Origin of the sequence: Lacrimispora sp., assembly GCF_032078915.1 — a bacterium.
Taxonomy (GTDB): domain Bacteria; phylum Bacillota; class Clostridia; order Lachnospirales; family Lachnospiraceae; genus Lacrimispora.
Genome location: NZ_DAMAUN010000005.1, coordinates 1 through 24,410, shown reverse-complemented (window position 1 = coordinate 24,410; position 24,410 = coordinate 1). Strand labels below are relative to the sequence as shown.

The 24,410-nt window shown below is 41.9% G+C and carries 21 protein-coding genes and 1 tRNA gene; 20 read left to right on the top strand and 2 right to left on the bottom strand.

From position 1 onward, the window contains the following. The 3 genes from RT269_RS03390 (at window position 1) to RT269_RS03380 (ending at window position 3,774) form a co-directional block, all read left to right on the top strand. Window positions 1-846, top strand: a complete 846-nt coding sequence (locus RT269_RS03390) for a carbohydrate ABC transporter permease (RefSeq protein WP_313180583.1) — start codon at window positions 1-3, stop codon at window positions 844-846. Window positions 847-884: 38 nt separating this feature from the next. Next, window positions 885-2,267, top strand: a complete 1,383-nt coding sequence (locus RT269_RS03385; RefSeq protein WP_313180582.1) for an ABC transporter substrate-binding protein — start codon at window positions 885-887, stop codon at window positions 2,265-2,267. 79 nt (window positions 2,268-2,346) lie between these two features. Further along, window positions 2,347-3,774: an MGH1-like glycoside hydrolase domain-containing protein gene (locus RT269_RS03380; protein WP_313180581.1), complete on the top strand. Its 1,428-nt coding sequence runs from the start codon at window positions 2,347-2,349 to the stop codon at window positions 3,772-3,774. A 68-nt stretch (window positions 3,775-3,842) separates the two neighbouring features. On the opposite strand, the gene RT269_RS03375 is transcribed toward RT269_RS03380, so the two are convergent. Further along, on the bottom strand, window positions 3,843-4,472 hold the full coding sequence (locus RT269_RS03375) for an ECF transporter S component (RefSeq protein WP_313180580.1): 630 nt from the start codon (window positions 4,470-4,472) through the stop codon (window positions 3,843-3,845). A gap of 464 nt (window positions 4,473-4,936) precedes the next feature. On the opposite strand from RT269_RS03375, the gene dnaA reads away from it, so the two are divergent. From dnaA to RT269_RS03340, 7 genes are all read left to right on the top strand, one after another. Beyond that, on the top strand, window positions 4,937-6,313 hold the full coding sequence (gene dnaA / locus RT269_RS03370) for a chromosomal replication initiator protein DnaA (protein WP_313180579.1): 1,377 nt from the start codon (window positions 4,937-4,939) through the stop codon (window positions 6,311-6,313). Between the two features lie 258 nt (window positions 6,314-6,571). After that, window positions 6,572-7,693 carry a DNA polymerase III subunit beta gene (gene dnaN, locus RT269_RS03365; RefSeq protein WP_313180578.1) on the top strand — a complete coding sequence of 374 codons (1,122 nt, stop codon included), beginning with the start codon at window positions 6,572-6,574 and terminating at the stop codon, window positions 7,691-7,693. Window positions 7,694-7,768: 75 nt separating this feature from the next. Further along, complete coding sequence (locus tag RT269_RS03360) at window positions 7,769-7,975, top strand: RNA-binding S4 domain-containing protein (protein ID WP_313180577.1); 207 nt, start codon at window positions 7,769-7,771, stop codon at window positions 7,973-7,975. Between the two features lie 55 nt (window positions 7,976-8,030). Next, window positions 8,031-9,116, top strand: coding sequence for a DNA replication/repair protein RecF (recF, locus tag RT269_RS03355; protein WP_313180576.1), 1,086 nt, complete (start codon window positions 8,031-8,033; stop codon window positions 9,114-9,116). Between the two features lie 21 nt (window positions 9,117-9,137). After that, window positions 9,138-11,051 (top strand): DNA topoisomerase (ATP-hydrolyzing) subunit B, encoded by a 1,914-nt coding sequence (gyrB, locus tag RT269_RS03350; protein WP_313180575.1) that lies wholly within the window; start codon window positions 9,138-9,140, stop codon window positions 11,049-11,051. A gap of 14 nt (window positions 11,052-11,065) precedes the next feature. Further along, on the top strand, window positions 11,066-13,627 hold the full coding sequence (gene gyrA, locus RT269_RS03345) for a DNA gyrase subunit A (protein WP_313180574.1): 2,562 nt from the start codon (window positions 11,066-11,068) through the stop codon (window positions 13,625-13,627). 188 nt (window positions 13,628-13,815) lie between these two features. Then, entirely contained in the window at window positions 13,816-15,132 is a 1,317-nt protein-coding gene (locus tag RT269_RS03340) for a hemolysin family protein (protein WP_313180573.1), read from the top strand. Between the two features lie 79 nt (window positions 15,133-15,211). Here RT269_RS03340 and RT269_RS03335 read toward each other — a convergent pair whose 3' ends face one another. After that, on the bottom strand, window positions 15,212-17,131 hold the full coding sequence (locus RT269_RS03335) for a BglG family transcription antiterminator (protein ID WP_313180572.1): 1,920 nt from the start codon (window positions 17,129-17,131) through the stop codon (window positions 15,212-15,214). 199 nt (window positions 17,132-17,330) lie between these two features. Here RT269_RS03335 and RT269_RS03330 point away from each other — a divergent pair, with 199 nt between their 5' ends. The 10 genes from RT269_RS03330 to RT269_RS03285 all read left to right on the top strand — a co-directional run bounded on the left by RT269_RS03330 (window position 17,331) and on the right by RT269_RS03285 (window position 24,164). Continuing rightward, window positions 17,331-17,636: a PTS sugar transporter subunit IIB gene (locus tag RT269_RS03330; protein WP_313180571.1), complete on the top strand. Its 306-nt coding sequence runs from the start codon at window positions 17,331-17,333 to the stop codon at window positions 17,634-17,636. Window positions 17,637-17,658: 22 nt separating this feature from the next. Next, window positions 17,659-18,918: a PTS sugar transporter subunit IIC gene (locus tag RT269_RS03325; RefSeq protein WP_313180570.1), complete on the top strand. Its 1,260-nt coding sequence runs from the start codon at window positions 17,659-17,661 to the stop codon at window positions 18,916-18,918. Between the two features lie 22 nt (window positions 18,919-18,940). Continuing rightward, window positions 18,941-19,282 carry a PTS lactose/cellobiose transporter subunit IIA gene (locus RT269_RS03320; RefSeq protein ID WP_313180569.1) on the top strand — a complete coding sequence of 114 codons (342 nt, stop codon included), beginning with the start codon at window positions 18,941-18,943 and terminating at the stop codon, window positions 19,280-19,282. Between the two features lie 32 nt (window positions 19,283-19,314). After that, a complete protein-coding gene (locus RT269_RS03315) occupies window positions 19,315-20,751 on the top strand; it encodes a glycoside hydrolase family 1 protein (protein WP_313180568.1) in 1,437 nt (478 codons plus the stop codon). 13 nt (window positions 20,752-20,764) lie between these two features. After that, entirely contained in the window at window positions 20,765-21,046 is a 282-nt protein-coding gene (locus RT269_RS03310; protein WP_313180567.1) for an HPr family phosphocarrier protein, read from the top strand. Between the two features lie 191 nt (window positions 21,047-21,237). Further along, the gene (locus RT269_RS03305) at window positions 21,238-21,669 is read left to right on the top strand and encodes an RrF2 family transcriptional regulator (protein ID WP_313180566.1); all 432 of its coding nucleotides are present in this window, start codon (window positions 21,238-21,240) and stop codon (window positions 21,667-21,669) included. 181 nt (window positions 21,670-21,850) lie between these two features. Then, window positions 21,851-22,693: a fumarate hydratase gene (locus RT269_RS03300; protein ID WP_331664009.1), complete on the top strand. Its 843-nt coding sequence runs from the start codon at window positions 21,851-21,853 to the stop codon at window positions 22,691-22,693. Between the two features lie 27 nt (window positions 22,694-22,720). After that, window positions 22,721-23,272, top strand: a complete 552-nt coding sequence (locus tag RT269_RS03295) for a Fe-S-containing hydro-lyase (RefSeq protein ID WP_313180565.1) — start codon at window positions 22,721-22,723, stop codon at window positions 23,270-23,272. A 4-nt stretch (window positions 23,273-23,276) separates the two neighbouring features. Further along, window positions 23,277-23,990, top strand: coding sequence for a lysophospholipid acyltransferase family protein (locus RT269_RS03290; RefSeq protein ID WP_313180564.1), 714 nt, complete (start codon window positions 23,277-23,279; stop codon window positions 23,988-23,990). Between the two features lie 86 nt (window positions 23,991-24,076). Further along, window positions 24,077-24,164, top strand: a tRNA-Ser gene (locus tag RT269_RS03285). Window positions 24,165-24,410: the final 246 nt, after the last annotated feature.

Sequence of the window (24,410 nt, the reverse complement as noted above, 5' to 3'; positions counted from 1 at the left end):
ATGAAAGCAAAAAAACAATTACATATCATACTGACACATATTTTTATCATAACACTGGGAATCACCATGCTTTATCCGGTTATCTGGATGGTCGTCAGTTCTTTTAAGCCCAACAATATGATATTCAGCGACACGGGGCTGATTCCCAAAGCAATTACCACTGATAATTATATCAGCGGCTGGAAAGGCTATGCCGGTGTTTCTTTTGGTAAATTTTTTCTAAACTCCATGCTTTTGTGCATAACAGCAGTGGCCGCAAACTTATTTTCATGCACGATGGCAGCTTATGCTTTCGGAAGGCTTAAATTTTTCGGGAAAAACTTCTGGTTCGGTATCATGATGATAACCCTTATGCTCCCGGCACATGTTACATTGGTGCCCCGCTATATCCTTTTTAACACCTTTGGCTGGGTCGGAACTTACCTGCCGCTCCTAATTCCCAAATTTTTAGCGACCGACGCATTTTTTGTATTTCTGCTGGTTCAGTTTATAAGGGGACTGCCAAAAGATCTGGATGAAGCCGCCATCATCGACGGCTGCGGAAAGGTGGGAATTTTTTTCAGGATCGTTATCCCTCTTGCAGGACCGGCAATGGTTACTACCGCACTCTTTACTTTCCTCTGGACATGGGACGACTTTTTCAATCACCTTCTTTACCTTACATCTCCGGGAAGCTACACAGTATCCCGTGCCTTAAGAACCTTTGTAGGCGATGCGGGAGCCGTATCAAACTGGGGCGGTGCACTGGCCATGTCCACTCTGGCCATGCTGCCAAGCTTTATTTTATTCTTTTCCCTTCAAAAATATTTTGTTCAGGGCATCGCTACATCCGGAATTAAGGGTTGATGCCCGATAAAATCAAGTAACATGAAAAGGAGAATCCTATGAAAAAATCGATTCAACTGCTGTTAGCCGCCTGCACAGTCCTTTCCTTATGGGGATGCAGTTCCAAGGCCGTTCAGCAAACAACAGAAGCTGCGACCACTGCAGCATCCACTACTGCGGCCACAGAATCACAAAAATCAGAAAGCGAACCGGCAGATACAAAAGGCCTTCCACCATATACCGGTGGAGCGGCTGAACTGCGCTTTAGCTGGTGGGGTAATGATGAACGGGCTTCCATCACCAATCAGGTGATAGACCGCTTCATGGCCGCCTATCCCGATATCAAAGTTACAGGTGAACCTAACGGCGGTACAGCCGATCACTTCCAGATCATTGATACCCAGCTTCAGGGTAATAATGCTCCTGACCTGATCCAATTCGGAGGCAATTATCCGGATTACATACAGTATCTTACACCTCTTAATGACTTTCTCGGGAAACAGCTTTTGATCAATACTGCCGAGCAGTTTGACCAGGTAGCCCTTAATGCCGGTACCCAGGATGGAAATCTTTATGCTGTCAGCCTTGGAACCAACACGCTTGTTCTCGCCTATAACAAAACATTGCTCGAATCCGTTGGCGCTTCTGTCCCCGATTACAATTTAACCTGGGATGAACTGATTGCCTACGGAAAGGAACTAAAATCCAAGCTTCCGGATAGTGTGTTCCCCTTTGTTGATAACAGTACCAATCAAGCCAACTATTTTAGCTACTATTGCCAGCAGGAAGGAACTCCATTATGGACCTCTGACCAGGGCGGCAAAAGCTATATGACATTGGAAACTTCTAAAAAGTGGATTCAGCTATGGGCTGATTTACGGGCAGAGGGCCTGATACCTGACGCCGATACAACCGCAACCTATGCAGAAACAGGCGCTGACAGTTCTGCCCTTGTAGCAGGAAAAGCTGCGATCGGAATGATATGGAGCAATCAGGTGGCCGGCTATCAGGCGGCAATGACTGACCAGCTGGGAGCGACCACACTTCCGGCAGGCGGCGAAAAGGCATACGCGATCCAAATGAGCCAGTATCTTGGAGTCAACAAGAACAGCCCGAATCCGGAAGCAGCGGCCCTTTTTATTAATTACTTTGTGTCAAGCCCCGAAGCCGGTGAGATTCTTGGCACCAACCGGGGGATTCCCAGCTCTCCTGTTGTGCGTGAAGCAATCTCCGAAAAGTCCACACCAGTTGACGCAGCTGTCTATGCAATTTATGATGCAATCAGCGACCGTTCCATTCCCCAGGGTCCCAATCTTCCAAATGATCAGGAATTCATAAATGAATTACATCTTATTGGACAGAACGTTGCCTATGGCAGTACAACCGTAGACCAGGGTGCTGCAGATCTTTTTGATCTAATACAAAGGCTTATCATAAAATAATAAAACTTAATCAACAGGAGAAACCGCTTGGCTTCTCCTGTTTCAATAACATCTCGCACCTGACCTTTGGAGGCAAAATGTGAATATACAAACAAGTGTATCATTTCAGACTTCTTATGAACTTTTGCAAAAGCTCATGGATTCAGCCGAAAGAAAAACAATGAATAATTTAAAGCACTTCGATTCCAGGCTTGTACTGATCGAAGGCGGAGGCTACGAAAAAATATGGCTGGAAACTCAGCCCATGGGCGGAGAAATGTACGCAAAAAGAAATATGGAAGCCGGACTGAATAACCATCTTTTGTTCATGGAAAATCAACGGGAGGATGGCCGATTACCTGGAAGCATTGCTTTTATTGATGGAAAAATCACCCCCCAGTTCAATAAATTTCAGGGATTCTGCTTTCCCTCTTCTGCTCTTAACATGTATTATTTAATAGGAAAAGACCCTGAATATTTAAATCTTCTTTATACCACTTTAGAAAAATTCGACACATATTTATGGAATGTAAGGGATTCTGATGGGGATGGCTGTCTGGAAAGCTGGTGCAAATACGATACCGGAGAAGATCATGCCCTCCGGTACGGAGATGCACCGGATTCCTGGAGTAAAGAAATTCCCCCAAAAAACTGCCAGATCGTTCCCATGGCCTCCATGGATATTATGAGCTTTTCTTATTCCTCAAGGGAAATTTTATCAAAAATTTGCAGAATACTGGGAAATGAAAATAAAGCTGAATTCTGGTTAAAAAAAGCATTATCCGTTCAGAAAAAAATAGAAAATTATCTGTGGGATGAAGCAAAAGGTGCCTGCTTTGACCGTGACCGGCATCACAATGTTATGAATATTATGACCCATAACAATTTAAGAGCCATGCACTGGAACAGCCTGACCCAGCACATGGCCGACCATTTTATTACACGGCATCTGCTGAATCCGGAAGAATTCTGGACTTACATGCCACTTCCATCCATTGCGGTGAATGATCCTCTATTTCGTAATATTCCCACCAATGACTGGAGCGGCCAATCGGAAGCGCTCACATTTCAGCGTGCGATCCGTGCTCTTGAGAATTATGGCTATGATCATCTGATCCCATATCTGGGAGAAAAGCTGTTTGGCGCAATTGGAGAAACATGCATTTTTGTACAGCAATATGATCCTTTCACCGGGAAACCATCCTTAGAAGGAATACAGGATTCCTATGGTCCTGCCATGCTTTCCGTCATGGAGTATGCAGCACGAATGTACGGGATTCATATGGAACACCATAAGATTTACTGGGGAACTACTGGCGGACATGAAAGTCTCTATGAACAGGTATGGGGAAATCATGTATTTAAAATTAAAAATACAGGTACCCGGTCAGAAGCCTTTGTTGACGGAAAACAAGTTTTTGAAGCCGGAAAAGACTTAAAGATCATAACAGATATAAAGGGGAATATATTGGATCTAAGACGATTCAATGCACATGCAGATATCAGACAAATAAAAACGTTTCTATAAATCACGGCATAATAGTAAAAGCCATTGCTCCTCAAATACATGGAGCAATGGCTTAGTTTTATCAGTGATTATCCTTTCATGGCCTTAAATAACGCCTGAGTGACCGCCACAGTAAGTATTCCTGCCACAATCGCCTCCGGAATTCCGTTGATGCATATAATTCCGATAATTACGGAATAAATTCCTTCCGTCAGTCCCTTTGCCGCCTGTCCATATTCTTTTCCGAAAAATAAGTAAATCAGATTCATTACCAATAAAGTATTGGTTAATGATCCTGCCACTCCTGCGGCCGCCAAAGCAATGGTCCTCTTTGTGCTTTTATCGCCCAAAGCTTTTAATACAGCCCGGTACACATAATAGGCTGCGATTCCCACTAGAATCCTGGGAACCATACAAATGATCAGGCTTCCTATATTCCCGCCGTACTCTCCTACTTTAATAAAAGGAGAAAATACAAAGGAAGTGGGATTGGGCATGTAGGTATTTTTCCACAGACTAGTCAGTCCGAATACCATTCCCAAACATCCGCCATATTTTGGTCCAAGAATAATGGCTCCAATTATGACCGGAACATGAATGATGGTAGCGTTCATAAATCCCAGTGGAATGTACCCAAAGGGCGTAAACGCCATGATGACGATAATGGCAACAAATACGGCTGCCAGTACCAGGCTACGGGTTCTGTTCTCAATATTCATTTTTTTACCTCCTGTGCTACTGTTCTTTTATAAAGATACAATGCATCTGGTTACATGTGCATTATATTATAGAAAGCTTTTATCCGTCAATCCGCGTCAGTAAATTTTCGCCCATTTTGTTAATTTACATAAACTTATCAACATTATGGGGATAACTTGTGGAAAACTCTATGGATATTATCTTGATAATTGTTGTTTTATTCACAGGCCTGTCCTTTCAGCCCATATAAATTCCACGCTCCCGGGATGTGAATAACAGAACTTACCAAATATGCCTTTTTTGTGGACAACTCTCTCTCTGGATGATTATCAACATATCATTCACATGCAATACACATCCTCTGCACACACTTATCCACAATTTTTTTCTATTATCATTGAAAATTATTTCAAAATAGTATAGAATGAACTGTAGATTGGGTAAATGCGCATATTTGCATTTTTATAAATGTAGGAGACATACAATGTTAGAAAAGTTAAAGGAAAAATGGGATGATATCTTATTTAATTTAAAAGAAGAGCACGAAATTACGGACGTGTCTTTTAAAACTTGGCTTCTTCCGCTAAAAGTTTATTCTGTAAACGGCGAAAAAGTCATTGTCACGGTACCGGATGTGGAATTCTTGGGATACATCCGCAAAAAATACGGGTTTCTTCTAAAGATCACCATAGAAGAAGTGACTGGATTTGAGTGCAGCGTTGATTTTGTTGTTGAAAATCAACTTCCAAAAGAGGCCACGACGGCCCCTGCGGGCAACACTCTTATTACCAATACCATAAATCCGGTCAGCCAGTCTGCCATCATAACCGCAAATTTAAATCCGAAATACACCTTCGATACCTTTGTGGTAGGTGCCAACAATAACCTGGCTCATGCCGCCTCTTTGGCTGTTGCAGAATCTCCAGGTGAAATTTATAACCCTCTGTTCATATACGGAGGCGTGGGTCTTGGAAAGACTCACTTAATGCATTCCATCGGCCATTTTATCTTAAAGAATAATCAGGCTGCAAAGGTTCTCTACGTGACCAGTGAGAAATTCACCAATGAGCTGATCGATGCGATCCGTAATAAAAACAACTTCTCTCCTACTGAATTCCGTGAGAAATACAGAAACAATGACGTTCTGCTGATCGATGATATCCAGTTTATCATTGGTAAGGAAAGTACCCAGGAGGAATTCTTCCATACCTTCAACGCCTTATACGAGGCAAAAAAGCAGATTATCATTTCCTCTGATAAACCGCCTAAGGAAATCGAAACCTTGGAGGAACGGCTCCGTTCCCGGTTTGAATGGGGCTTAACCGTGGACATACAGTCCCCTGATTATGAGACCAGGATGGCCATCCTCAGGAAAAAGGAAGAAATGGAAGGCTATAACATTGACAATGAAGTCATTAAATACATAGCAACCAACATCAAATCCAACATCCGGGAACTGGAAGGCGCCCTGACAAAAATCGTAGCTCTCTCCCGCCTTGATAATAAGGAGATCACCGTAGAACTGGCGGAAGAAGCATTAAAGGACATTATCTCCCCCAACGACAAGCGTGAAGTCACGCCGGAACTTGTCATACAGGTGGTTGCAGATCATTACGGCATTACTCCTCTTGATATCTCTTCCCAGAAAAGGAACAAGGAAATCGTTTATCCACGTCAGATTGTTATGTACCTCTGCCGCGACATGGTTGGAACCCCCTTGCAGATGATTGGAAAATACCTGGGAGGAAGGGACCATACCACCATCATCCATGGGATAGAAAAGATTACCGCAGAGATGAACAAAAACGATACTTTAAATAACACCATTGAAATTCTTAAAAAGAAGATTAGTCCACAATAAGGTGTGTATTAGATGTTAATTCCCTGTGGACAATTAAGAGCCTTAAATCGTTTCTCATCTGCTTGTGGATAACCTTGAAGTTTTCCTTCGATTTTGTGGACGTTATTCACACTGTTATGAACATGGAAACATCAACCTTTATATAGGTTATCAAGGCTTATACACAAACCCACAGCCCCTACTACTAATACGACGGAATTTAACTATATCATCCATCTATTTATTGCAATTTCTAGAGCAAAGGAGTTATCAACAATTATGAAACTGACATTTAAACAGGATGCGATCCTAAACGGCATTAATATTGTACTGAAAGCAGTTCCCAGTAAAACAACCATGTCCATCCTGGAATGCATCTTCATCGATGCCAGCGGATCAGAAATCAAACTGACCGCCAATGATATGGAACTGGGAATAGAAACAAAGGTAGAAGGAACCATCCTGGAAAGAGGAAAAATCGCCCTTGAAGCAAAGCTGCTTTCAGAGATCGTAAGAAAGCTCTCTTCTGCAGGAGATTCCCTTGTTACCATTGAAAGCGATGAAAAGCTTACCACCACTATTTCCTGTGAAAACTCCGTATTCCATATCCAGGGACGGGATGGGGAGGAATTTGCTTATCTTCCGTATATTGAACGGGATCATTATATCTGTCTTTCCCAGTTCTCATTAAAGGAAGTGATCCGCCAGACTATTTTCTCCATTGCCCCCAATGACAGCAATAAAATGATGACCGGAGAGCTTTTCCAGGTATCAGGAAACCAGTTAAAGGTGGTTTCTCTGGATGGTCACAGGATTTCTATCCGAAATATTGAATTAAAAGATACTTATCATGATATAAAAGTCATTGTTCCTGGCAAGACTTTAAATGAAGTCAGCAAAATCCTTGGCGGAGACAATGAAAAGGAAGTGCTTATATTCTTCAGCACCAACCACATTTTATTCGAATTTGACGATACCATCGTTGTATCCCGTTTAATTGAAGGAGAATATTTCCGGATTGATCAGATGCTATCCAGCGATTATGAGACAAAGACCGCAGTGAATAAAAGAGAGCTTTTGGACTGTCTTGACCGGGCAACCATCCTGGTAAGGGAAAATGATAAAAAGCCCCTGATCATGAATATTGAAGATCAGGAAATGGAGCTTAAGATGAATTCCAGCTTTGGTTCAATGAATGCCCAGGTTCCGATTCATAAAACAGGTAGTGACATCATGATCGGCTTTAATCCAAAGTTCCTGATCGATGCCTTAAGAATTATTGATGACGAAGAAGTAACCATTTACATGCTGAATCCCAAATCCCCCTGCTTTATCCGGGATGAAGAGGGCAAATATATTTACCTGATCCTTCCTGTCAACTTTAATGCGGCAGCTGTTTAAACTGTCCGTATATGATAAAGGAAAGATAGGAGCAGCCATTTATGCCCAATAAGCATGGGCAATAGAGAGGATACTATGGAGACAATCAAGTTAAGGGATGAATACATCAAGCTGGGACAGGCCTTAAAGGCGGCCGGTATGGTTGGATCAGGGGTTGACGCCAAATTTGTCATTGAGGATGGCCTTGTACAGGTCAACGGCCAGCCTGAATACCAGAGAGGAAAGAAATTAAGAGCCGGAGACGTAGTTACTTTTGATGGCAATACCATTAAAATAGAGTAATGCCCATACCTTTATGTCCAAAAGGAATGGACAATAGGAGGAAATAACACCATCCATGATCATTGAATCGATAGAGCTTAAGAATTACCGCAACTATGATGAATTACATATGGATTTCAGTCATGGAACCAATATACTCTATGGGGACAATGCCCAGGGGAAAACAAATGTCTTAGAAGCAATCTATGTCTGTGCTACGACAAAATCCCACAGAGGGAGCAAGGATAAGGAAATCATACAATTTGACCGGGATGAGTCGCATATCAAGCTAAACATCAGAAAGAAAGATATTCCATACCGGATTGACATGCATTTGAAGAAGAATAAAGCCAAAGGCGTGGCAGTAAATGGCGTTCCCATAAGGAAGGCCAGTGAGTTGTTTGGAATCGTCAACGTTGTATTTTTTTCTCCAGAGGACTTAAATCTCATAAAAAACGGGCCTGCTGAAAGGCGCAGGTTCGTTGATTTAGAATTATGTCAACTAAATAAGCTTTACGTCCATTCCCTTGTGCAGTATAACCGGATTGTGACGCAGCGCAATAAACTGTTGAAAGATATGGCTTTCCGGCCTGATTACGAAGAAACCCTTGACATATGGGATATGCAGCTGGTCCAATATGGGAGGGAAATGATTAGTTACCGGAAAGAATTTATAGAACAGCTGGATGGAATCATAGGACCCATCCACGGGAATCTTTCCGGGGAAAAGGAAACTCTGCGCATCCTTTATGAACCAAATGTAGAGGCGGAGGCGTTTGAAGATGTCATAAGGCGAAGCAGGCAGCAGGATATCAAGCAGAAAACGACGCTTACCGGTCCCCACCGGGATGATTTAAGTTTCATCATCAACGGAATCGACATTCGCCGGTTTGGTTCCCAGGGGCAGCAGAGGACAGCGGCTTTGTCCTTAAAGCTTGCAGAAATAGAACTGGTAGAAAAAACAGTATATGATTATCCCATCCTTTTGCTGGATGACGTATTATCAGAGCTGGACAGCAGCAGACAAAATCAATTACTTGCAGGAATCAATCATATACAGACCGTGATCACCTGTACGGGGCTGGAAGAATTTGTAAGAAATCGGTTTCCCGTAGATAAGATATTCAGGGTGGTAAGCGGTACCGTAGGCAGTGAAAATTAATTCAGGAGGAAGCGTGCAAATATGAGTCAAGAATATGGTGCAGATCAAATCCAGATATTAGAGGGTCTTGAAGCAGTAAGAAAAAGACCTGGTATGTATATCGGCAGTACATCCACAAGGGGACTTCATCATCTGGTTTACGAGATCGTGGACAATGCGGTGGATGAGGCTCTGGCAGGATATTGCGACAGCATAGAGGTGTTTGTCCATTCTGACAATTCCGTTACAGTCGTGGATGACGGACGAGGGATCCCCGTAGGTATCCAGAAAAAGGCCGGGATTCCGGCGGTAGAGGTGGCCTTTACCATCCTCCATGCCGGCGGCAAATTCGGCGGCGGAGGATACAAAGTTTCCGGCGGCCTTCACGGCGTAGGCGCTTCTGTAGTAAATGCTCTTTCCCAGTGGCTTGAGGTGGAAATCCGCCAGGAAGGAAAGATCTATAAACAGCGTTATGAAAAGGGAAAGACCATGTATCCATTAAAGGTCATAGGAGATTGCGGCCCGGATGAGCATGGAACAAAGGTTACCTTCCTTCCAGATAAAGATATTTTTGAAGAAACGATCTTTGATTATGATACTTTAAAGATCCGTCTCCGTGAAACCGCATTTTTAACCAAAAATTTAAAGATTATCCTGAAAGATGAGAGAGAGGATAAACATGAGCACGTGTTCCATTATGAAGGGGGCATCAAGGAGTTTATCACTTATTTAAACAAGGGAAAAACCCCTCTCTATGATCAGGTGTTTTATTGTGAAGGAACAAAGGATGGTGTCTATGTTGAGGTCGCCATGCAGCACAATGATTCCTATACAGAGAATATTTACAGTTTTGTCAATAACATCAATACTCCAGAGGGAGGAACCCATCTGGCAGGCTTTAAGAGTGCCCTGACAACCACCTTAAATGATTATGCCAGAAAGAATAAGCTGTTAAAGGAAAATGAAACCAACTTATCCGGTGAGGATATCAGAGAAGGTCTGACAGCTATTATAAGCGTTAAGATCGAAGAGCCTCAGTTTGAGGGCCAGACGAAGCAGAAATTAGGAAACAGTGAGGCAAGGGGAGCGGTGGATAACCTCTTAAGAGAACAGTTCACCTATTATTTAGAGCAGAATCCAAGTCTTTCAAAAACCATCTGTGATAAATCCATCCTGGCCCAGCGGGCAAGAGCCGCAGCCAGAAAGGCCAGGGATTTGACCAGGAGAAAGACCGCCCTTGAGGGGATGGCCCTTCCTGGTAAGCTTGCGGACTGTTCCGATAAAAATCCGGAAAACTGCGAGATCTACATCGTCGAGGGAGACAGTGCCGGTGGCTCTGCAAAGACGGCCCGTTCCAGAAACACTCAGGCCATCCTTCCCCTGCGAGGAAAAATCCTTAATGTGGAAAAGGCAAGGCTTGACAGGATTTATGCCAATGCGGAAATAAGGGCCATGATTACGGCCTTTGGATCAGGAATCCATGAGGACTTTGACTTAAGCAAATTAAGGTATCATAAAATTATCATCATGACCGATGCCGACGTGGATGGTGCCCATATCAGCACCTTGCTGCTCACCTTTTTATACCGCTTCATGCCGGAGCTTATCCGGGAGGGCTATGTATATCTGGCACAGCCTCCTTTATACAAGGTGGAAAAAAATAAAAAGGTATGGTATGCCTACAGCGATGAAGAGCTTAATTCCATCCTGAAAGAAATCGGCCGTGACAATAACAATAAGATCCAGCGTTATAAAGGTCTTGGAGAGATGGACGCAGAACAGCTTTGGGAAACCACCATGGACCCGGAACGAAGAGTCCTTCTGCGTGTCATCATGAATGAGGACACCACATCCGAAATGGATTTAACCTTTACAACCTTAATGGGCGATCAGGTAGAGCCAAGACGTGAATTTATCGAAGCCAACGCCAAATATGTACAGAATCTTGATGTTTAATTGGAGGAAATAAAATGGAACCAAATATCTTTGATAAAGTTCATGATGTGGACCTAAAAAAGACCATGGAAAAATCGTATATCGATTATGCCATGAGCGTCATTGTTTCCAGAGCCCTGCCTGATGTAAGAGACGGTTTAAAACCTGTTCAGCGTAGAGTTTTGTATTCCATGATCGAGCTCAACAACGGTCCGGATAAACCACACCGTAAATGTGCCCGTATCGTCGGTGATACCATGGGTAAATACCATCCTCATGGCGACAGCTCCATTTACGGAGCGCTGGTGAATCTGGCACAGGAGTGGTCTACCAGATATCCGTTGGTGGATGGTCATGGAAACTTCGGTTCCGTGGATGGAGACGGCGCGGCTGCCATGCGATATACGGAAGCCCGCTTAAGTAAGATTTCCATGGAGATGCTTGCGGATATCAACAAGGATACCGTTGATTACAGCCCCAACTTTGACGAGACAGAGAGGGAACCGGATGTCCTTCCGGCCCGTTATCCCAATCTTCTGGTAAATGGTACCTCAGGCATTGCCGTTGGTATGGCTACCAACATCCCACCTCACAACTTAAGAGAGGTCATAAATGCGGTCGTTCATATTATTGATAACCAGGTGGAAGAAAACAGAGAAACCACCATGGAAGAAATCCTGGAAATCATCAAAGGACCTGACTTCCCAACCGGAGCAACCATCCTCGGAAAACGGGGAATTGAAGAAGCATACCGCACAGGTAGAGGAAAAATCCGTGTCAGGGCTGTCAGCGATATTGAGTCTATGGCAAACGGGAAAAGCCGGATTATTGTAACCGAGCTTCCATACATGGTCAATAAAGCCCGCCTTATTGAAAAAATTGCAGAGCTTGTGAAGGACAAAAAGATAGACGGCATTACCGACTTACGGGATGAGTCCGACCGTTCCGGTATGAGGATCTGTGTTGAGCTCCGCCGTGATGCCAATGCCAATGTCATACTTAATCAGCTGATCAAGCATACCCAGCTTCAGGATACCTTTGGCGTGATCATGATTGCACTTGTGAAAAACAGTTCCGGTGTTTTGGAACCAAAAGTGTTAAACATTCTTCAGATGTTAAATTATTATCTGGACCATCAGAAGGAAGTAGTTACCAGAAGAATCCGTTACGATTTAAATAAAGCAGAAGAAAGAGCCCACATTTTGCAAGGCTTGCTCATTGCCCTGGATAATATTGATGAAGTCATCAGGATCATCCGCGGTTCGGCAAATGTCCAGGCAGCCAAGGCAGAACTTATGAGCCGTTTCGGCTTAAGCGATGTCCAGTCTCAGGCAATTGTGGATATGCGTTTGAGAGCTCTTACCGGTCTGGAAAGAGAAAAGCTTGAGAACGAATTCAGGGAGCTGGAAGCCAGGATAGCAGAATTAAAAGCCATCCTTGCTGATGAGAAAAAGCTTTTAGCAGTGATCAAGGAGGAAATATCCATCATTTCTGCAAAGTACGGAGATGACAGAAGAACCTCCATCGGCTTTGATGAATACGATATGTCCATGGAAGACTTGATTCCCGATGAAAGCACCATCGTCGCCATGACGAAACTGGGATACATTAAGAGGATGTCGATTGACAACTTCAAGAACCAGAACCGGGGCGACAGGGGAATCAAGGGAATGCAGACCATCGACCAGGATTACATCGAGGACCTGATGATGACAACAACCCATCATTATCTGATGTTCTTTACCAATACAGGCCGTGTTTACCGGTTAAAAACCTATATGATTCCGGAAGGAAGCAGAACCTCCAGAGGAACCGCAATTGTAAACCTTCTGCAGATGCTTCCAGGTGAGAGTATTACAGCTATCATTCCTATGAAGGAATACGACGATGATAAGTTCCTATTCATGGCAACCAAAAACGGAATGGTAAAGAAAACACCGATGATGGAATATGCAAATGTCCGTAAGAACGGTCTTCAGGCCATTGTCCTTCGGGAAAATGATGAATTGATTGAAGTTAAGGCAACCGACGATACAAAGGATATTTTCCTGGTAACGAAAAAGGGCCAGTGCATCCGGTTCCATGAAAAGGATGTCCGTATCACAGGCCGTGTATCCATGGGTGTTATCGGTATGAAGCTTAATGATGATGATAAGGTCGTTGGCATGCAGAAAGAGTCCCAGGGACCGAAGCTTTTGATTGTTTCTGCTAACGGTATGGGCAAGCGTACTCCTATTGAAGAATTTACTCCTCAAAGAAGAGGCGGAAAGGGTGTTCTTTGTTATAAAATCACAGAGAAGACCGGAGATATCGTAGGAGCCAAGCTGGTTGAGGATGATCATGACCTCCTTCTGATCACAACGGAAGGCATCGTGATCCGCATTTCTGTCAATGATATCTCTGTGATAGGCAGAAATACGTCCGGAGTGAAGTTAATGAACATTGACCAGGAGTCTGATATCAAAGTTGCCAGCATTGCCAAGGTACGGGATGACGGAAGCAAGTCCGACGGAGAAGGCCTGGAAGAATTGGATCTCCAGGATGAAGAAATATTGGAGGTAATCACCGAAACGGATGAGGCTCCTGAAGAGGAATAAAATTTTAACACGAATGATATTGTAATATTTAATTTTTTATATTATAATGTTTACTATCAATAATTCAGTAAAGGACTTTGAATGCAGAAAAAATAATTTTACTGCATCCAAAGTCTTTTCCTTATTGAAATTTAGCAGGAAAACCCTGCATGGACAAAATATGTCCTAAAAAAAGGAGGAATACCAGCTTGGACAGTGACCCAGGCGCGGCGCAGATAGCCGCACAGATATTATTATTAATTGCTTTGACCTTAATGAATGCATTCTTCGCGGGAGCGGAAATGGCTGTTGTATCAGTCAACAAAAACAGGATCCGGATGCTGGCTGACAGCGGAAATAAGAAGGCGGCTCTGATTCAGAAGCTTTCCGAGGATTCAACCGGTTTTCTTTCAACCATCCAGGTAGCCATAACCTTTGCCGGTTTCTTTTCCAGTGCATCGGCTGCGACAGGAATATCACAGATCCTTGGTGATAAGATGCTGGCTTTGGGAATCCCCTACAGCCGTAGTATTGCCATGGTGACAGTAACCATTATCCTGTCTTATTTTAACCTGGTATTTGGAGAATTGGTGCCTAAACGGATTGCATTGCAAAAAGCGGAATGGTTCAGCTTATTCGCAGTACGTCCTATTTACGGTGTATCAAAAGTCATGGCCCCATTCATTAAGCTTCTTTCTGTGTCAACCAATGGAATATTAAAGCTTCTTGGCATGAAGACGGACAATTTGGAGGAAGAAATTTCTGAGGAAGAAATTCGTTCTATGCTCCAGCTGGGTCGGGAAAGCGGAGTGTTCAATAAAATCGAAGAGGATATGATTACTTCTATTTTTCTCTTTGATGATAAAAGAGCCAGAGAAATCATGACTCCCAGACAGGATATGGTGGCAGTGGATATCAAGAATCCCATGGAACTGGTCCTTAATGAGATACTGGACAGCAGACATTCCAGAATTCCGGTCTATGAAGAAGAAATTGATAATATTATCGGTATTTTATCCATGAAGGATTTTATCATTAATATGAATAAGTATGATCAGGCGGGTATTGATATCCGAACCGTCATGCAGAAGCCTTTTTTTATACCGGAAAATAAAAAGACAGATGATTTATTTCTGGAAATGAAAAAAAGTAAAACCAAAATGGCCATCCTGGTGGATGAGTACGGAGGAGTTTCCGGTCTTATTACCATGGAGGATTTGATAGAAGAAATTGTAGGAGATATCCCGGATGAATATGATGATTGGGAGCCGGAGCTGATTGAAATGGAACCGCATGTTTATAAAGCGGTGGGAAGCATATCCCTGTATGATTTGGATGGGGTGCTTCATGAAGAAATAGAAAGTTCCTGTGATACATTGTCAGGATATCTGATAGAAATACTTGGTTATATTCCCAAGAAATCTCAGCTTCCATTGGAATTGGAGGATGAAAAGAATTATTATTCCATTTTAGAAATGGATGATAAAGTAATAAAAAGTGTAATTGTCCGGATAAAGGAAACATAATTTTAGATAATCCATAAAAAAGTTGTCCAGCTTAAGAAGCCTGGGCAACTTTTTTTATGAGCTTTTATGAAATTCTGTACTAGAAAGTTACTTCCAGGTTATCAGTCAGCATTTGAATGAAGGTTTCATGGTCTTTGACCTGAATCAGTTTTTTAATAAACTCCCTGTCTGTGAGCATCATGGTGAGAGGCTCAAAGATTTCATTAAAAATGTAGCGGTCATTCTTGTTAAAGCACATCATGATAATTAAGTAAACGGGTTTTCCATTCCATGAGACTGGAGAGTCTGAAATCAATATATTCAGCCCTGTCTTTTCTGCATGCATTTTCATTGCATGGGGAATTGCAAAATCATGAAAAGCAGTGGAAGAAAGTTTTTCACGCATATAGATATCTTCCCGGAAGGTCTCGTTTACATAACCTAGCCGATGCATTTTACCGGCCAGATATTCGATTGCATCCCCCTCTGTTTTTAAGTCATTTCTTCTTTCAAAGAATTCAGGGATAATTAACAGCTCCAGATAATTTTTAAAGGTTGCTTTCCTTTTATTGATTCTTACGGATGTAATTTTATTTCTGATCACAGAAATATCCTTATCCGTGAAAAACATTCCGATATGAACGATATCCACCCCATAAAAGCCATGAAGAGGTACCGTAGGCATAATAAAGTCGCATTTAGGAACCTGTTCTAAAGCCGAATCATCCGTTATGATGTTGGTTATCAGCATTTCACAGGAAAAGTGCTGATTGATGGTATCTGTCAGACGTATATTTAAATCATAATAGTTAGGGCAGTATAAGATAGCAGTTACTTTTTTATTAAGACTCTTTTGTGCTTCCAGGGTACTCCCCAGGTGAAAAGTGATATAGGCTATTTCATCATCATTTATGATGATCCCCGTACGGTCTTTGATGATTCCGGATAAGTATACGGATACATCATAAATTAAAGGACAGGAAGTTTTGATTTCTTCCGTTAAAGGATTTTTTGAAAACTGCTGGTTCTTTGATCTTTGAAGTAAGTTTCTAATATGAATGGCAAATCGAATCAGAAATTCAGGTTCCGATAAATCAATATAGTAATAAGCATTCACTGACTGGATCATCTCTTCCACCAGGTCAAAGCATTCCTTGCCGATAAAGTCCTCCAGATTTGCAGTGGTTATGCTTTTATAATCAATGGTGGTGGCTCTGGAAATCAGCAGCAGGGCAAGCTCATAAATTTCCGCCTCACTATATGTGATATGAAAATGATTTTCCAATTCTTTCGTGACCTGGCTTGCCAGTTCATATTCATGATGCCTGATCTGAGCCAGTTCCTGAACATCCTGAGTATTGATGTTGTGATTTTTGATTCTGTCAATGGCTATGGTAATGTGCAGTACAATATTGATCAGAGAATAGTCGTTAACAAAATATTGGTATTTATCAAAAATATTCAGCAATGTATTTTTTATATATTCAATTTCAATATCAGGAAAAACATGCTGAATTGTTTTTAAGCTTACAAAGTTAATGTTGGACTCATCGTATAAAATAGAACTGAGCAAACGGCGTTTGTTCTTCTCCAGTCCTTCAATGGACAAGTTGTCCTTTTGATTCAAAAGCTTTAAATCAAACTGGTTCAGCTTCTTTTTTACAGCTCCCAGTTCATTTTTTAAAGTGGAGTAGCTGATGTATATGGTATCACACAAGTCGTATGCGTCAATGCCGGCTTCCTGTTTGATCAAAAGGTTGATAATATAAACCATTCTTTCCTGGGAAGACTGGGGGATGTGAGTGCCGGAGTCATTTAATATTTTTCTTCCGGCCTCTGCTTTTATCGTATACCCCTTCCTGGAAGAGAGGATGGTCTGAGGATGGTTGTCATTGATCTCTGAAATATAATTTTTTATACTTCGCTCCGATACCCCCATTTCAGCAGCTAAAGCAGAAGCAGTCATTTCGTTTGTGTGCATCAGCATAATACGAATCAATTTTAATAGTTTTGGCCCCATAGTAAAATCCTCCTTCTGTCTATTATAAGAGTCTGGAAAGGATTTTTCCACCAAAGTTTTGCACGCTCCATGTGCAAATGTCTGGTGGAATTATAAGTGGAAAAAAGTCATAATGAATACATCAAATACATTGTGAAAGCAAAATGATGTTTTCATGATCTCATAAATCTTATTATACAGATAAAGGAGGATTTTATTTATGTTAAATGTTTTACTGGTTTGCGGATCTGGTGCAAGCTCCGGCTTTATGGCAGCTAATATAAGAAAGGCAGCGGCTGCCAAAAAAATGGAGATAAATATTAAGGCCAGAGGAGAAAGTGAAATCGAAAACTATATTGATGAAATTGATGCCCTTATGGTAGGACCTCATCTGGCTTATATTATGGATGAAATTGAAGAATACACAGGTGGAAAGTCTGTTAAGGTCATCTTAATGAAGCCGGAGTACTATTCCACATTAAATGGTGACATGGCTTTGGAGCATTTGCTGAGTGAAATGGGCTGAGTGAATAAGGAGGAGGAGAAAGATGAAACAGTTAATTCATTGGTTAGAGCATAGTTTCGCACCAAAGATGAACAAAATTAATAACAATGTATGGGTTACCACTTTAAAAGATTCTATTATGCAGGTGCTTCCATTTATTTTGTTAGGATCAATATTCTGCTTTTTAACAGTCCCTGGAGAAGTTTTTGGCTGGGACTGGTGGCCAAATTTCTGGACACCGTTTGGCTGGACTATGGGGTTGCTATCATTATTTGTGGCATTTTTAATACCATTTAACTTAATGGAAAAAAAGCGTCTGCGCAGGCAGAGAATAATTGCAGCGCTTTCCGGTGTAGTAGCATTTTTAATTATTATTTCTCCTCAGGTGATAAGGGATGGCCAAGCTGGGTTTCAGCATGCATCTTTAGGAGCCGGAGGTATGTTTGTAGCGATTACAGCAGGTGCTTTTACAGGTTTTATTATGGGGATCTTCGGAAAGTTTTCATTTTTTAAAGAGGATTCCGTGATACCTGATTTTGTAAGGGCCTGGTTTGATTTAATGTTACCGGCTGGCATCATCGTTTGTTCTCTTTGGATTTTGGTGGATTTGCTTGGGATTGATCTTTATAATATTTTACTGTCATTATTTATGCCAATCTCCAATGTTATGCAGACTCCCTGGGGATTTGTACTTTCTCTTTCCCTTGTTTGTTTTTTATATTCCCTGGGAATTTCAAGCTGGGTTCTTACACCCGTTTACAAGCCGGCGATGCTCATGGCTATTACTGCCAATGTTACCATGGCAGCGGCCGGAACGGCTACTCATGAGACATTGAACCTGGTCACTGATCCAACGGTATACTCTGCTTATTTATGGATCGGCGGAATCGGATGCACATTGCCGTTAGTTATTATGCTCATATTTGCAAAGAGCAATAAATTGAGAGCATTGGGACGTGCCTGTTTCGTACCTGCAATTTTTAATATTAACGAGCCGGTCGTATTCGGATGCATTGCATGGAATCCAATTATGATGATTCCCATGTGGCTGATGGGAATCGTACTTCCTACGGTAGTATGGATTTTTACAAAGGTAATTCCATTTGCACCGATTCCTACCAGGGTGTTTGATATGTGGTATTGTCCATTTCCTATTTCCACATGGCTGACAACAGGAAGTATCAAAGGCATTATTTTAATGGCTGCCTGTGCATTGATCTCAACTGTAATATGGTATCCTTTTTTCCGTATCTATGACAGTCAGGAGACAGAAGCAGAGAAAAAAGCAGAGGAAAAGAAATAAGGAATAAGAAGGGTGATAAAACATGGATGAAAAAACACTAGAATCTGCAATGAGCATTATTATGAATGCGGGAGATGCACGTTTACTGTGCAAAGAAGCATTAACAGCCATTGCCGATCAGGATTTTATTATAGCCAATGAAAAAATGAAGGATGCGCAGAAAAAGATTACTGAGGCACACCGGATCCAGACAGATGCCATTCAGGGAGAAACAAGAGGAGAAAAAACTGAGTATTCATTGATTTTCGCCCATGCACAGGATACGTTAATGACCATATACAGTGAAATCAATATTGCTAAGCAAATGATCAAAGTATTTGAAAGTTGGGAAAAGCGTTTGAAACGCTTGGAACTTCAGGAATAGATTCATAAGATCGGGAAGGAAGGGAGAACATCATGAAGAGAGTACCAAAAGGTTTCCCATCAAATTTTATGTGGGGAGGTGCTGTAGCGGCAAATCAGCTGGAGGGTGCTTATGACCTGGATGGCAAAGGCCTATGCCTGGCAGATATTAACGAGTTTCAAAAAGATCTTCCCATTGAAAAGCGTTCCAATGGGGAAATAACCAGATCGTATATAGAGGAAGCCTTACAAAGCAATGATAAAAATTTTCCCAAAAGGAGAGGCATTGATTTTTACCATACCTATCCTGAGGATTTAAAAATGCTGTCTGATCTGGGATTTAAAACTTTCAGAACTTCCATAAACTGGGCCAGAATCTATCCAAACGGAGATGATAGCCAGCCAAATGAGAAGGGGCTTGAATTTTATGATAAATTATTTGATGAGATCATTAAAAACGGTATGGAGCCAATGATCACCATTTCTCATTATGAGATGCCTCTTCACTTAACCACTGCATATAAAGGCTGGTATTCCAGAGAGACCATTGATTTTTTCGTTAAGTATTGCAAAACAGTATTCGACCGGTATGCAGGTAAGGTGAAGTACTGGATTATTGTCAATCAAATTAATTTGATCGGTCATGAGTCCTTTAATCACCTTGGAATCCCGGAAGACACGGTTGATGATCTCCGTTCTGCAAAATATCAGGCAGTCCACCATGAGATGGTGGCATGTGCCAGGGCCACAAAATATGCGCATGATAAACATCCTGAAATGCAGATCGGCATGATGCTGTGTGGCGGGCCGGAGTATGCTGCCACATGCAAGTCCGAGGATGTGTTAGCCACATTGAAACATAATCAAATGGAGTATTTTTTTGCCGATGTATTGCTTCGGGGATATTATCCCGGCTATGCCTACCGTTTCTTCGAGGATTGGAATATTAAGCTTACATTTGAAGACAGTGATGAAGAGGATTTAAAAAATACGGCTGACTTTTTCTCATTTTCATATTATTATACTCAGATATGTTCAAAGGAGAGTTATGAGAAGGGAAATGAGGCATACAGGAATAAGCAGCTGCCGGCAAACCCGTGGGGATGGACCATCGATCCCATTGGGCTCAGGATCTTATTAAATGAATTTTATGACAGATATCAAAAGCCTATTTATATAACTGAAAATGGAGTAGGTTACTACGATGAAGTAGAAAATGGAGAAATTCATGATTCTTACAGAGTGGACTATCTCCGGGCCCATATTGAACAGATGAAGGAAGCCATTCGCGACGGGGTAGACCTAAGAGGCTATTATGCATGGGGCCCGATCGATATTATTTCCTGCTCTTCCTGCGAAATGAGCAAACGTTATGGTTTTATTTATGTAGATTATGACGATTATGGAAATGGAACAGGAAAAAGAATCAAAAAGGACAGTTATGCATGGATGAAAAAAGTGATTGCATCGGGCGGTGAGGATCTGGCTTAACAGGAGGTGCTTTGTGAAGCAGTTTGAATTTATAGTTCAGGATGCTATGGGGATACATGCCAGGCCGGCAGCAGATATGGCTGCAGCAGCCAGGAAGTTTACTTCTCTTATTTTATTAAAAAAAGAAGAGATGGAAGCTGACCTAAAAAATCCTCTTGCAATTATGAGATTAGCAGTCAAACAGGAAGAACGGGTAACAATAACAGCCACTGGTAATGATGAAAACCAGGCGATCGAGCAGTTGAAAGATCTGATGGTAAACATTGGATTATCCAAAAACCGTTTAATTCCATGAAGGTAAGGAAGTACGCTTGACAATGATCCTTCAAATTGATAAAATATAAACTGAAACTATATCAATTACAGATCAAGGAAGTTCGATTCGCCAAGTGGTACGTCGGACGGCTGATTTTCTAAGCATCATCGGCACTATGTTTGACTGTTTGATTTTGCTGGAAAATTATATCTATGAAATAGGGGATTCATATGACAAGTGAGTTTGCAGTAGCGGTTCATGGAGTAGTTTATTTAAACCAGAGGAAGGTCACCATTTCCAGTGAGGAACTGGCTTCCAATGTATGCACCAATCCTGCCCGGGTAAGAAAGGTGATGGCAAAATTAAAAAAAGCCGGAATAATCACAACGAAGGAAGGGCTGGAGGGCGGCTATCATTTTGGCAAAGATTCCTCAGAAGTAAATTTAAGAAGCATTTGTGATGCTTTGGATGTTACCTTTGTATCTTCTTCCTGGAAATCTGGAAATGTAGATACCCCCTGTATGATTGCTTCCGGAATGTCAGGAGTCATGGATGAAATTTATGGGGATTTAAATGAGCTTTGCAGAAGACGAATGGAAGAGATCACGATAAAAGATATTCAGGAAAAACTAATCAGGAATCGTTTTGATTCTAAAGCATGATTTTCTTTATGAAGGAAATCAGCTGTTGGCTGAACCTTTCAGTGAATGAGACTTCTATTAAATAAGGCAGGGAATGATAATTAAAGCATCCCCTGCCTTATTTTGTGTTTGAACTTGATTTCACAATAAGAATCATTTATGATGAAATAAAACAAAGGTGCCTGCAAATCTGGAGGAATGTATGATCAGAACGGTTAAAATTGAAGAAATAACGAAGAACGTAAAAGAAATGTGCATTGAAGCCAACCATGTGCTGTCAAGTGATATGGAGAGGGTATTTCTTAAGGCGGTGGATGAAGAAACTTCACCCCTTGGCAGACAGGTGCTCGGCCAGCTGAAGGAAAACTTAAAAATAGCGGGAGAAGATATGATCCCCATTTGCCAGGATACTGGGATGGCAGTGATATTTGTAAAGATAGGGCAGGACGTTCATATAGAAGGCGGAAACCTTACCGATGCAATCAATCAGGGAGTTAGAGAAGGGTATGTAGAAGGGTATTTAAGAAAGTCTGTCGTGGAGCCGGTGGAGCGGGTAAACACAAAAGATAATACCCCTGCAGTCATCCATTATGAAGTTGTGAGCGGAGATCAGATAGATATTACAGTTGCTCCCAAAGGGTTTGGAAGTGAAAACATGAGCCGCATATTCATGTTAAAGCCCGCGGATGGATTGGAAGGGATCAAGGATTCCATATTAACTGCCGTTAAGGAAGCCGGACCAAATGCATGTCCTCCCATGGTGGTTGGAGTAGGGATCGGCGGAACGTTTGAAAAATGTGCCCAGTTAGCCAAGCAGGCATTGACCAGGGATATTGAGAAACGATCCTCTATTCCCTATGTAAAAGACTTAGAAGCAGAGATGCTTGAGAAAATCAACAAGCTTGGAATCGGGCCCGGAGGTCTGGGAGGAAGGATCACCGCCTTGGCCGTAAATATTGAAACCTATCCGACTCACATAGCCGGACTGCCTGTGGCAGTTAATATCTGTTGCCATGTAAACCGGCATGCACACAGGGTCATATAATGATTGGAGCAAAGAATGGAGGAAACCATGGATCATCACATAAAGGTACCGATCAGCGGGGAAGATGCAAAGAGCTTAAAAGCAGGGGATTATGTTTATCTGACTGGGACCATTTATACTGCCCGGGACGCCGCTCATAAAAGAATGAAAGAAGCTTTGGACCAAAAGGGAAGTCTTCCCTTTGATATAGAAGGAAACATGATCTATTATATGGGACCATCTCCAGCCAGGGAAGGACGCCCCATCGGTTCCGCCGGACCGACCACAGCCAGCCGCATGGATAAGTACACTCCCCTTCTTCTGGATATGGGAATGGGGGGAATGATAGGAAAAGGGAAAAGAAGCAAAGAAGTCATAGAGGCCATTGTAAGAAACGAGTCCGTTTATTTTGCGGCGGTGGGAGGGGCCGGAGCTCTTCTTTCTAAATGCATCCTATCCTCAGAAGTAATTGCATATGAAGATTTAGGAACAGAGGCCATAAGGCGTCTGGAAATCAAAGACTTTCCAGTGGTAGTTGTCATAGACAGCAAAGGAAACAATTTATATGAAACAGCCATAGAAAGATACAGGGAGGATTAAAAATATGAATCGTATCTTTTATATGGTAGTAAGAAATCTTTTTCGTGTTCCCGTATGGTTTTACCGTATATGGAGGATGGGCCTTCCTAAAGATACTCACACCGATGAGCAGTGCTATGATTATCTCCGTCATGTAGTGAAAACGGTAAATAAAACAGGGCGCATTAAGGTAGAGGTTCAGGGAGTTGAGAATCTGCCCGCTGAAAATGGTTTTATCCTGTTTCCCAACCATCAGGGATTATTTGATGTACTGGCTCTTATGGAAGCTTGTCCCAAATCTTTTAGTATAGTTGTAAAGAAAGAAGCCGCCAGACTTATTTTAGTAAAGCAGGTAATCAAGGCATTAGATGGCTTTTCCATAGATCGCCAGGACATCAGGGCTTCTATGGAAATCATAACTAAGATGGCGGAAAAGGTAAAAATGGGAAAGAACTTTGTAATCTTCCCAGAGGGAACCCGTAGCCGTGAAGGAAATAAGCTGCTGGCATTTAAGGGAGGAACCTTTAAAAGTGCCGTAAATGCCAAATGTCCCATTGTGCCGGTTGCACTGATTGATTGTTTTAAACCCTTTGATGAGAACTCTTCCAGAAAACAAACCGTGCAGGTTTGCTTCTTAAAACCGCTTTATTCGGAGGATTATCAGAAGATGAAAACCATCCAGATAGCGGAAATGGTACATGACAAAATACAGGAAGAAATAAATCAAAAAATAGGTTGACAAGTCGAATTATATCTTGTATAATTGTCAATGCGTCTGGAAAAGTTTTTACTTGACAGACCAATCATAAGGAAATTATGAACTACGGAGAAATACTCAAGAGGCCGAAGAGGCGCCCCTGCTAAGGGTGTAGGTCGGGCAACCGGCGCGAGGGTTCAAATCCCTCTTTCTCCGCTCATTTCCAAGTGATTATTTTTTACTTTTAGGCAGTGGAAAAAGTAGTTGACATAGAAATAAAGATGTGTTACTATATACCAGCTGTCGAAAAGCAGTGAAAAAATAAAATAAAAAAAGTGTTGACAGAACAGAAGCACTGTGATATGATAAATGAGTTGCTGTTAAGAAAGAAGACAACACGAAGCACCTTGAAAACAGAAGATTGAACAGTATGTAAAACCCTGAAAATTCTAAAAAATAAGT

Bases quoted from the DNA above. Each gene is read 5' to 3' on its own strand.
- gyrB (WP_313180575.1), top strand. From the start codon at position 9,138: ATGAGTCAAGAATATGGTGCAGATCAAATCCAGATATTAGAGGGTCTT.
- RT269_RS03320 (WP_313180569.1), top strand. From the start codon at position 18,941: ATGGATGAAAAAACACTAGAATCTGCAATGAGCATTATTATGAATGCG.
- RT269_RS03315 (WP_313180568.1), top strand. From the start codon at position 19,315: ATGAAGAGAGTACCAAAAGGTTTCCCATCAAATTTTATGTGGGGAGGT.
- RT269_RS03330 (WP_313180571.1), top strand. From the start codon at position 17,331: ATGTTAAATGTTTTACTGGTTTGCGGATCTGGTGCAAGCTCCGGCTTT.
- RT269_RS03360 (WP_313180577.1), top strand. From the start codon at position 7,769: ATGGAGACAATCAAGTTAAGGGATGAATACATCAAGCTGGGACAGGCC.
- recF (WP_313180576.1), top strand. From the start codon at position 8,031: ATGATCATTGAATCGATAGAGCTTAAGAATTACCGCAACTATGATGAA.
- RT269_RS03295 (WP_313180565.1), top strand. From the start codon at position 22,721: ATGGATCATCACATAAAGGTACCGATCAGCGGGGAAGATGCAAAGAGC.
- RT269_RS03390 (WP_313180583.1), top strand. From the start codon at position 1: ATGAAAGCAAAAAAACAATTACATATCATACTGACACATATTTTTATC.
- dnaN (WP_313180578.1), top strand. From the start codon at position 6,572: ATGAAACTGACATTTAAACAGGATGCGATCCTAAACGGCATTAATATT.
- gyrA (WP_313180574.1), top strand. From the start codon at position 11,066: ATGGAACCAAATATCTTTGATAAAGTTCATGATGTGGACCTAAAAAAG.
- RT269_RS03385 (WP_313180582.1), top strand. From the start codon at position 885: ATGAAAAAATCGATTCAACTGCTGTTAGCCGCCTGCACAGTCCTTTCC.
- RT269_RS03300 (WP_331664009.1), top strand. From the start codon at position 21,851: ATGATCAGAACGGTTAAAATTGAAGAAATAACGAAGAACGTAAAAGAA.
- RT269_RS03335 (WP_313180572.1), bottom strand. From the start codon at position 17,131: ATGGGGCCAAAACTATTAAAATTGATTCGTATTATGCTGATGCACACA.
- RT269_RS03325 (WP_313180570.1), top strand. From the start codon at position 17,659: ATGAAACAGTTAATTCATTGGTTAGAGCATAGTTTCGCACCAAAGATG.
- RT269_RS03305 (WP_313180566.1), top strand. From the start codon at position 21,238: ATGACAAGTGAGTTTGCAGTAGCGGTTCATGGAGTAGTTTATTTAAAC.
- RT269_RS03375 (WP_313180580.1), bottom strand. From the start codon at position 4,472: ATGAATATTGAGAACAGAACCCGTAGCCTGGTACTGGCAGCCGTATTT.
- dnaA (WP_313180579.1), top strand. From the start codon at position 4,937: ATGTTAGAAAAGTTAAAGGAAAAATGGGATGATATCTTATTTAATTTA.
- RT269_RS03290 (WP_313180564.1), top strand. From the start codon at position 23,277: ATGAATCGTATCTTTTATATGGTAGTAAGAAATCTTTTTCGTGTTCCC.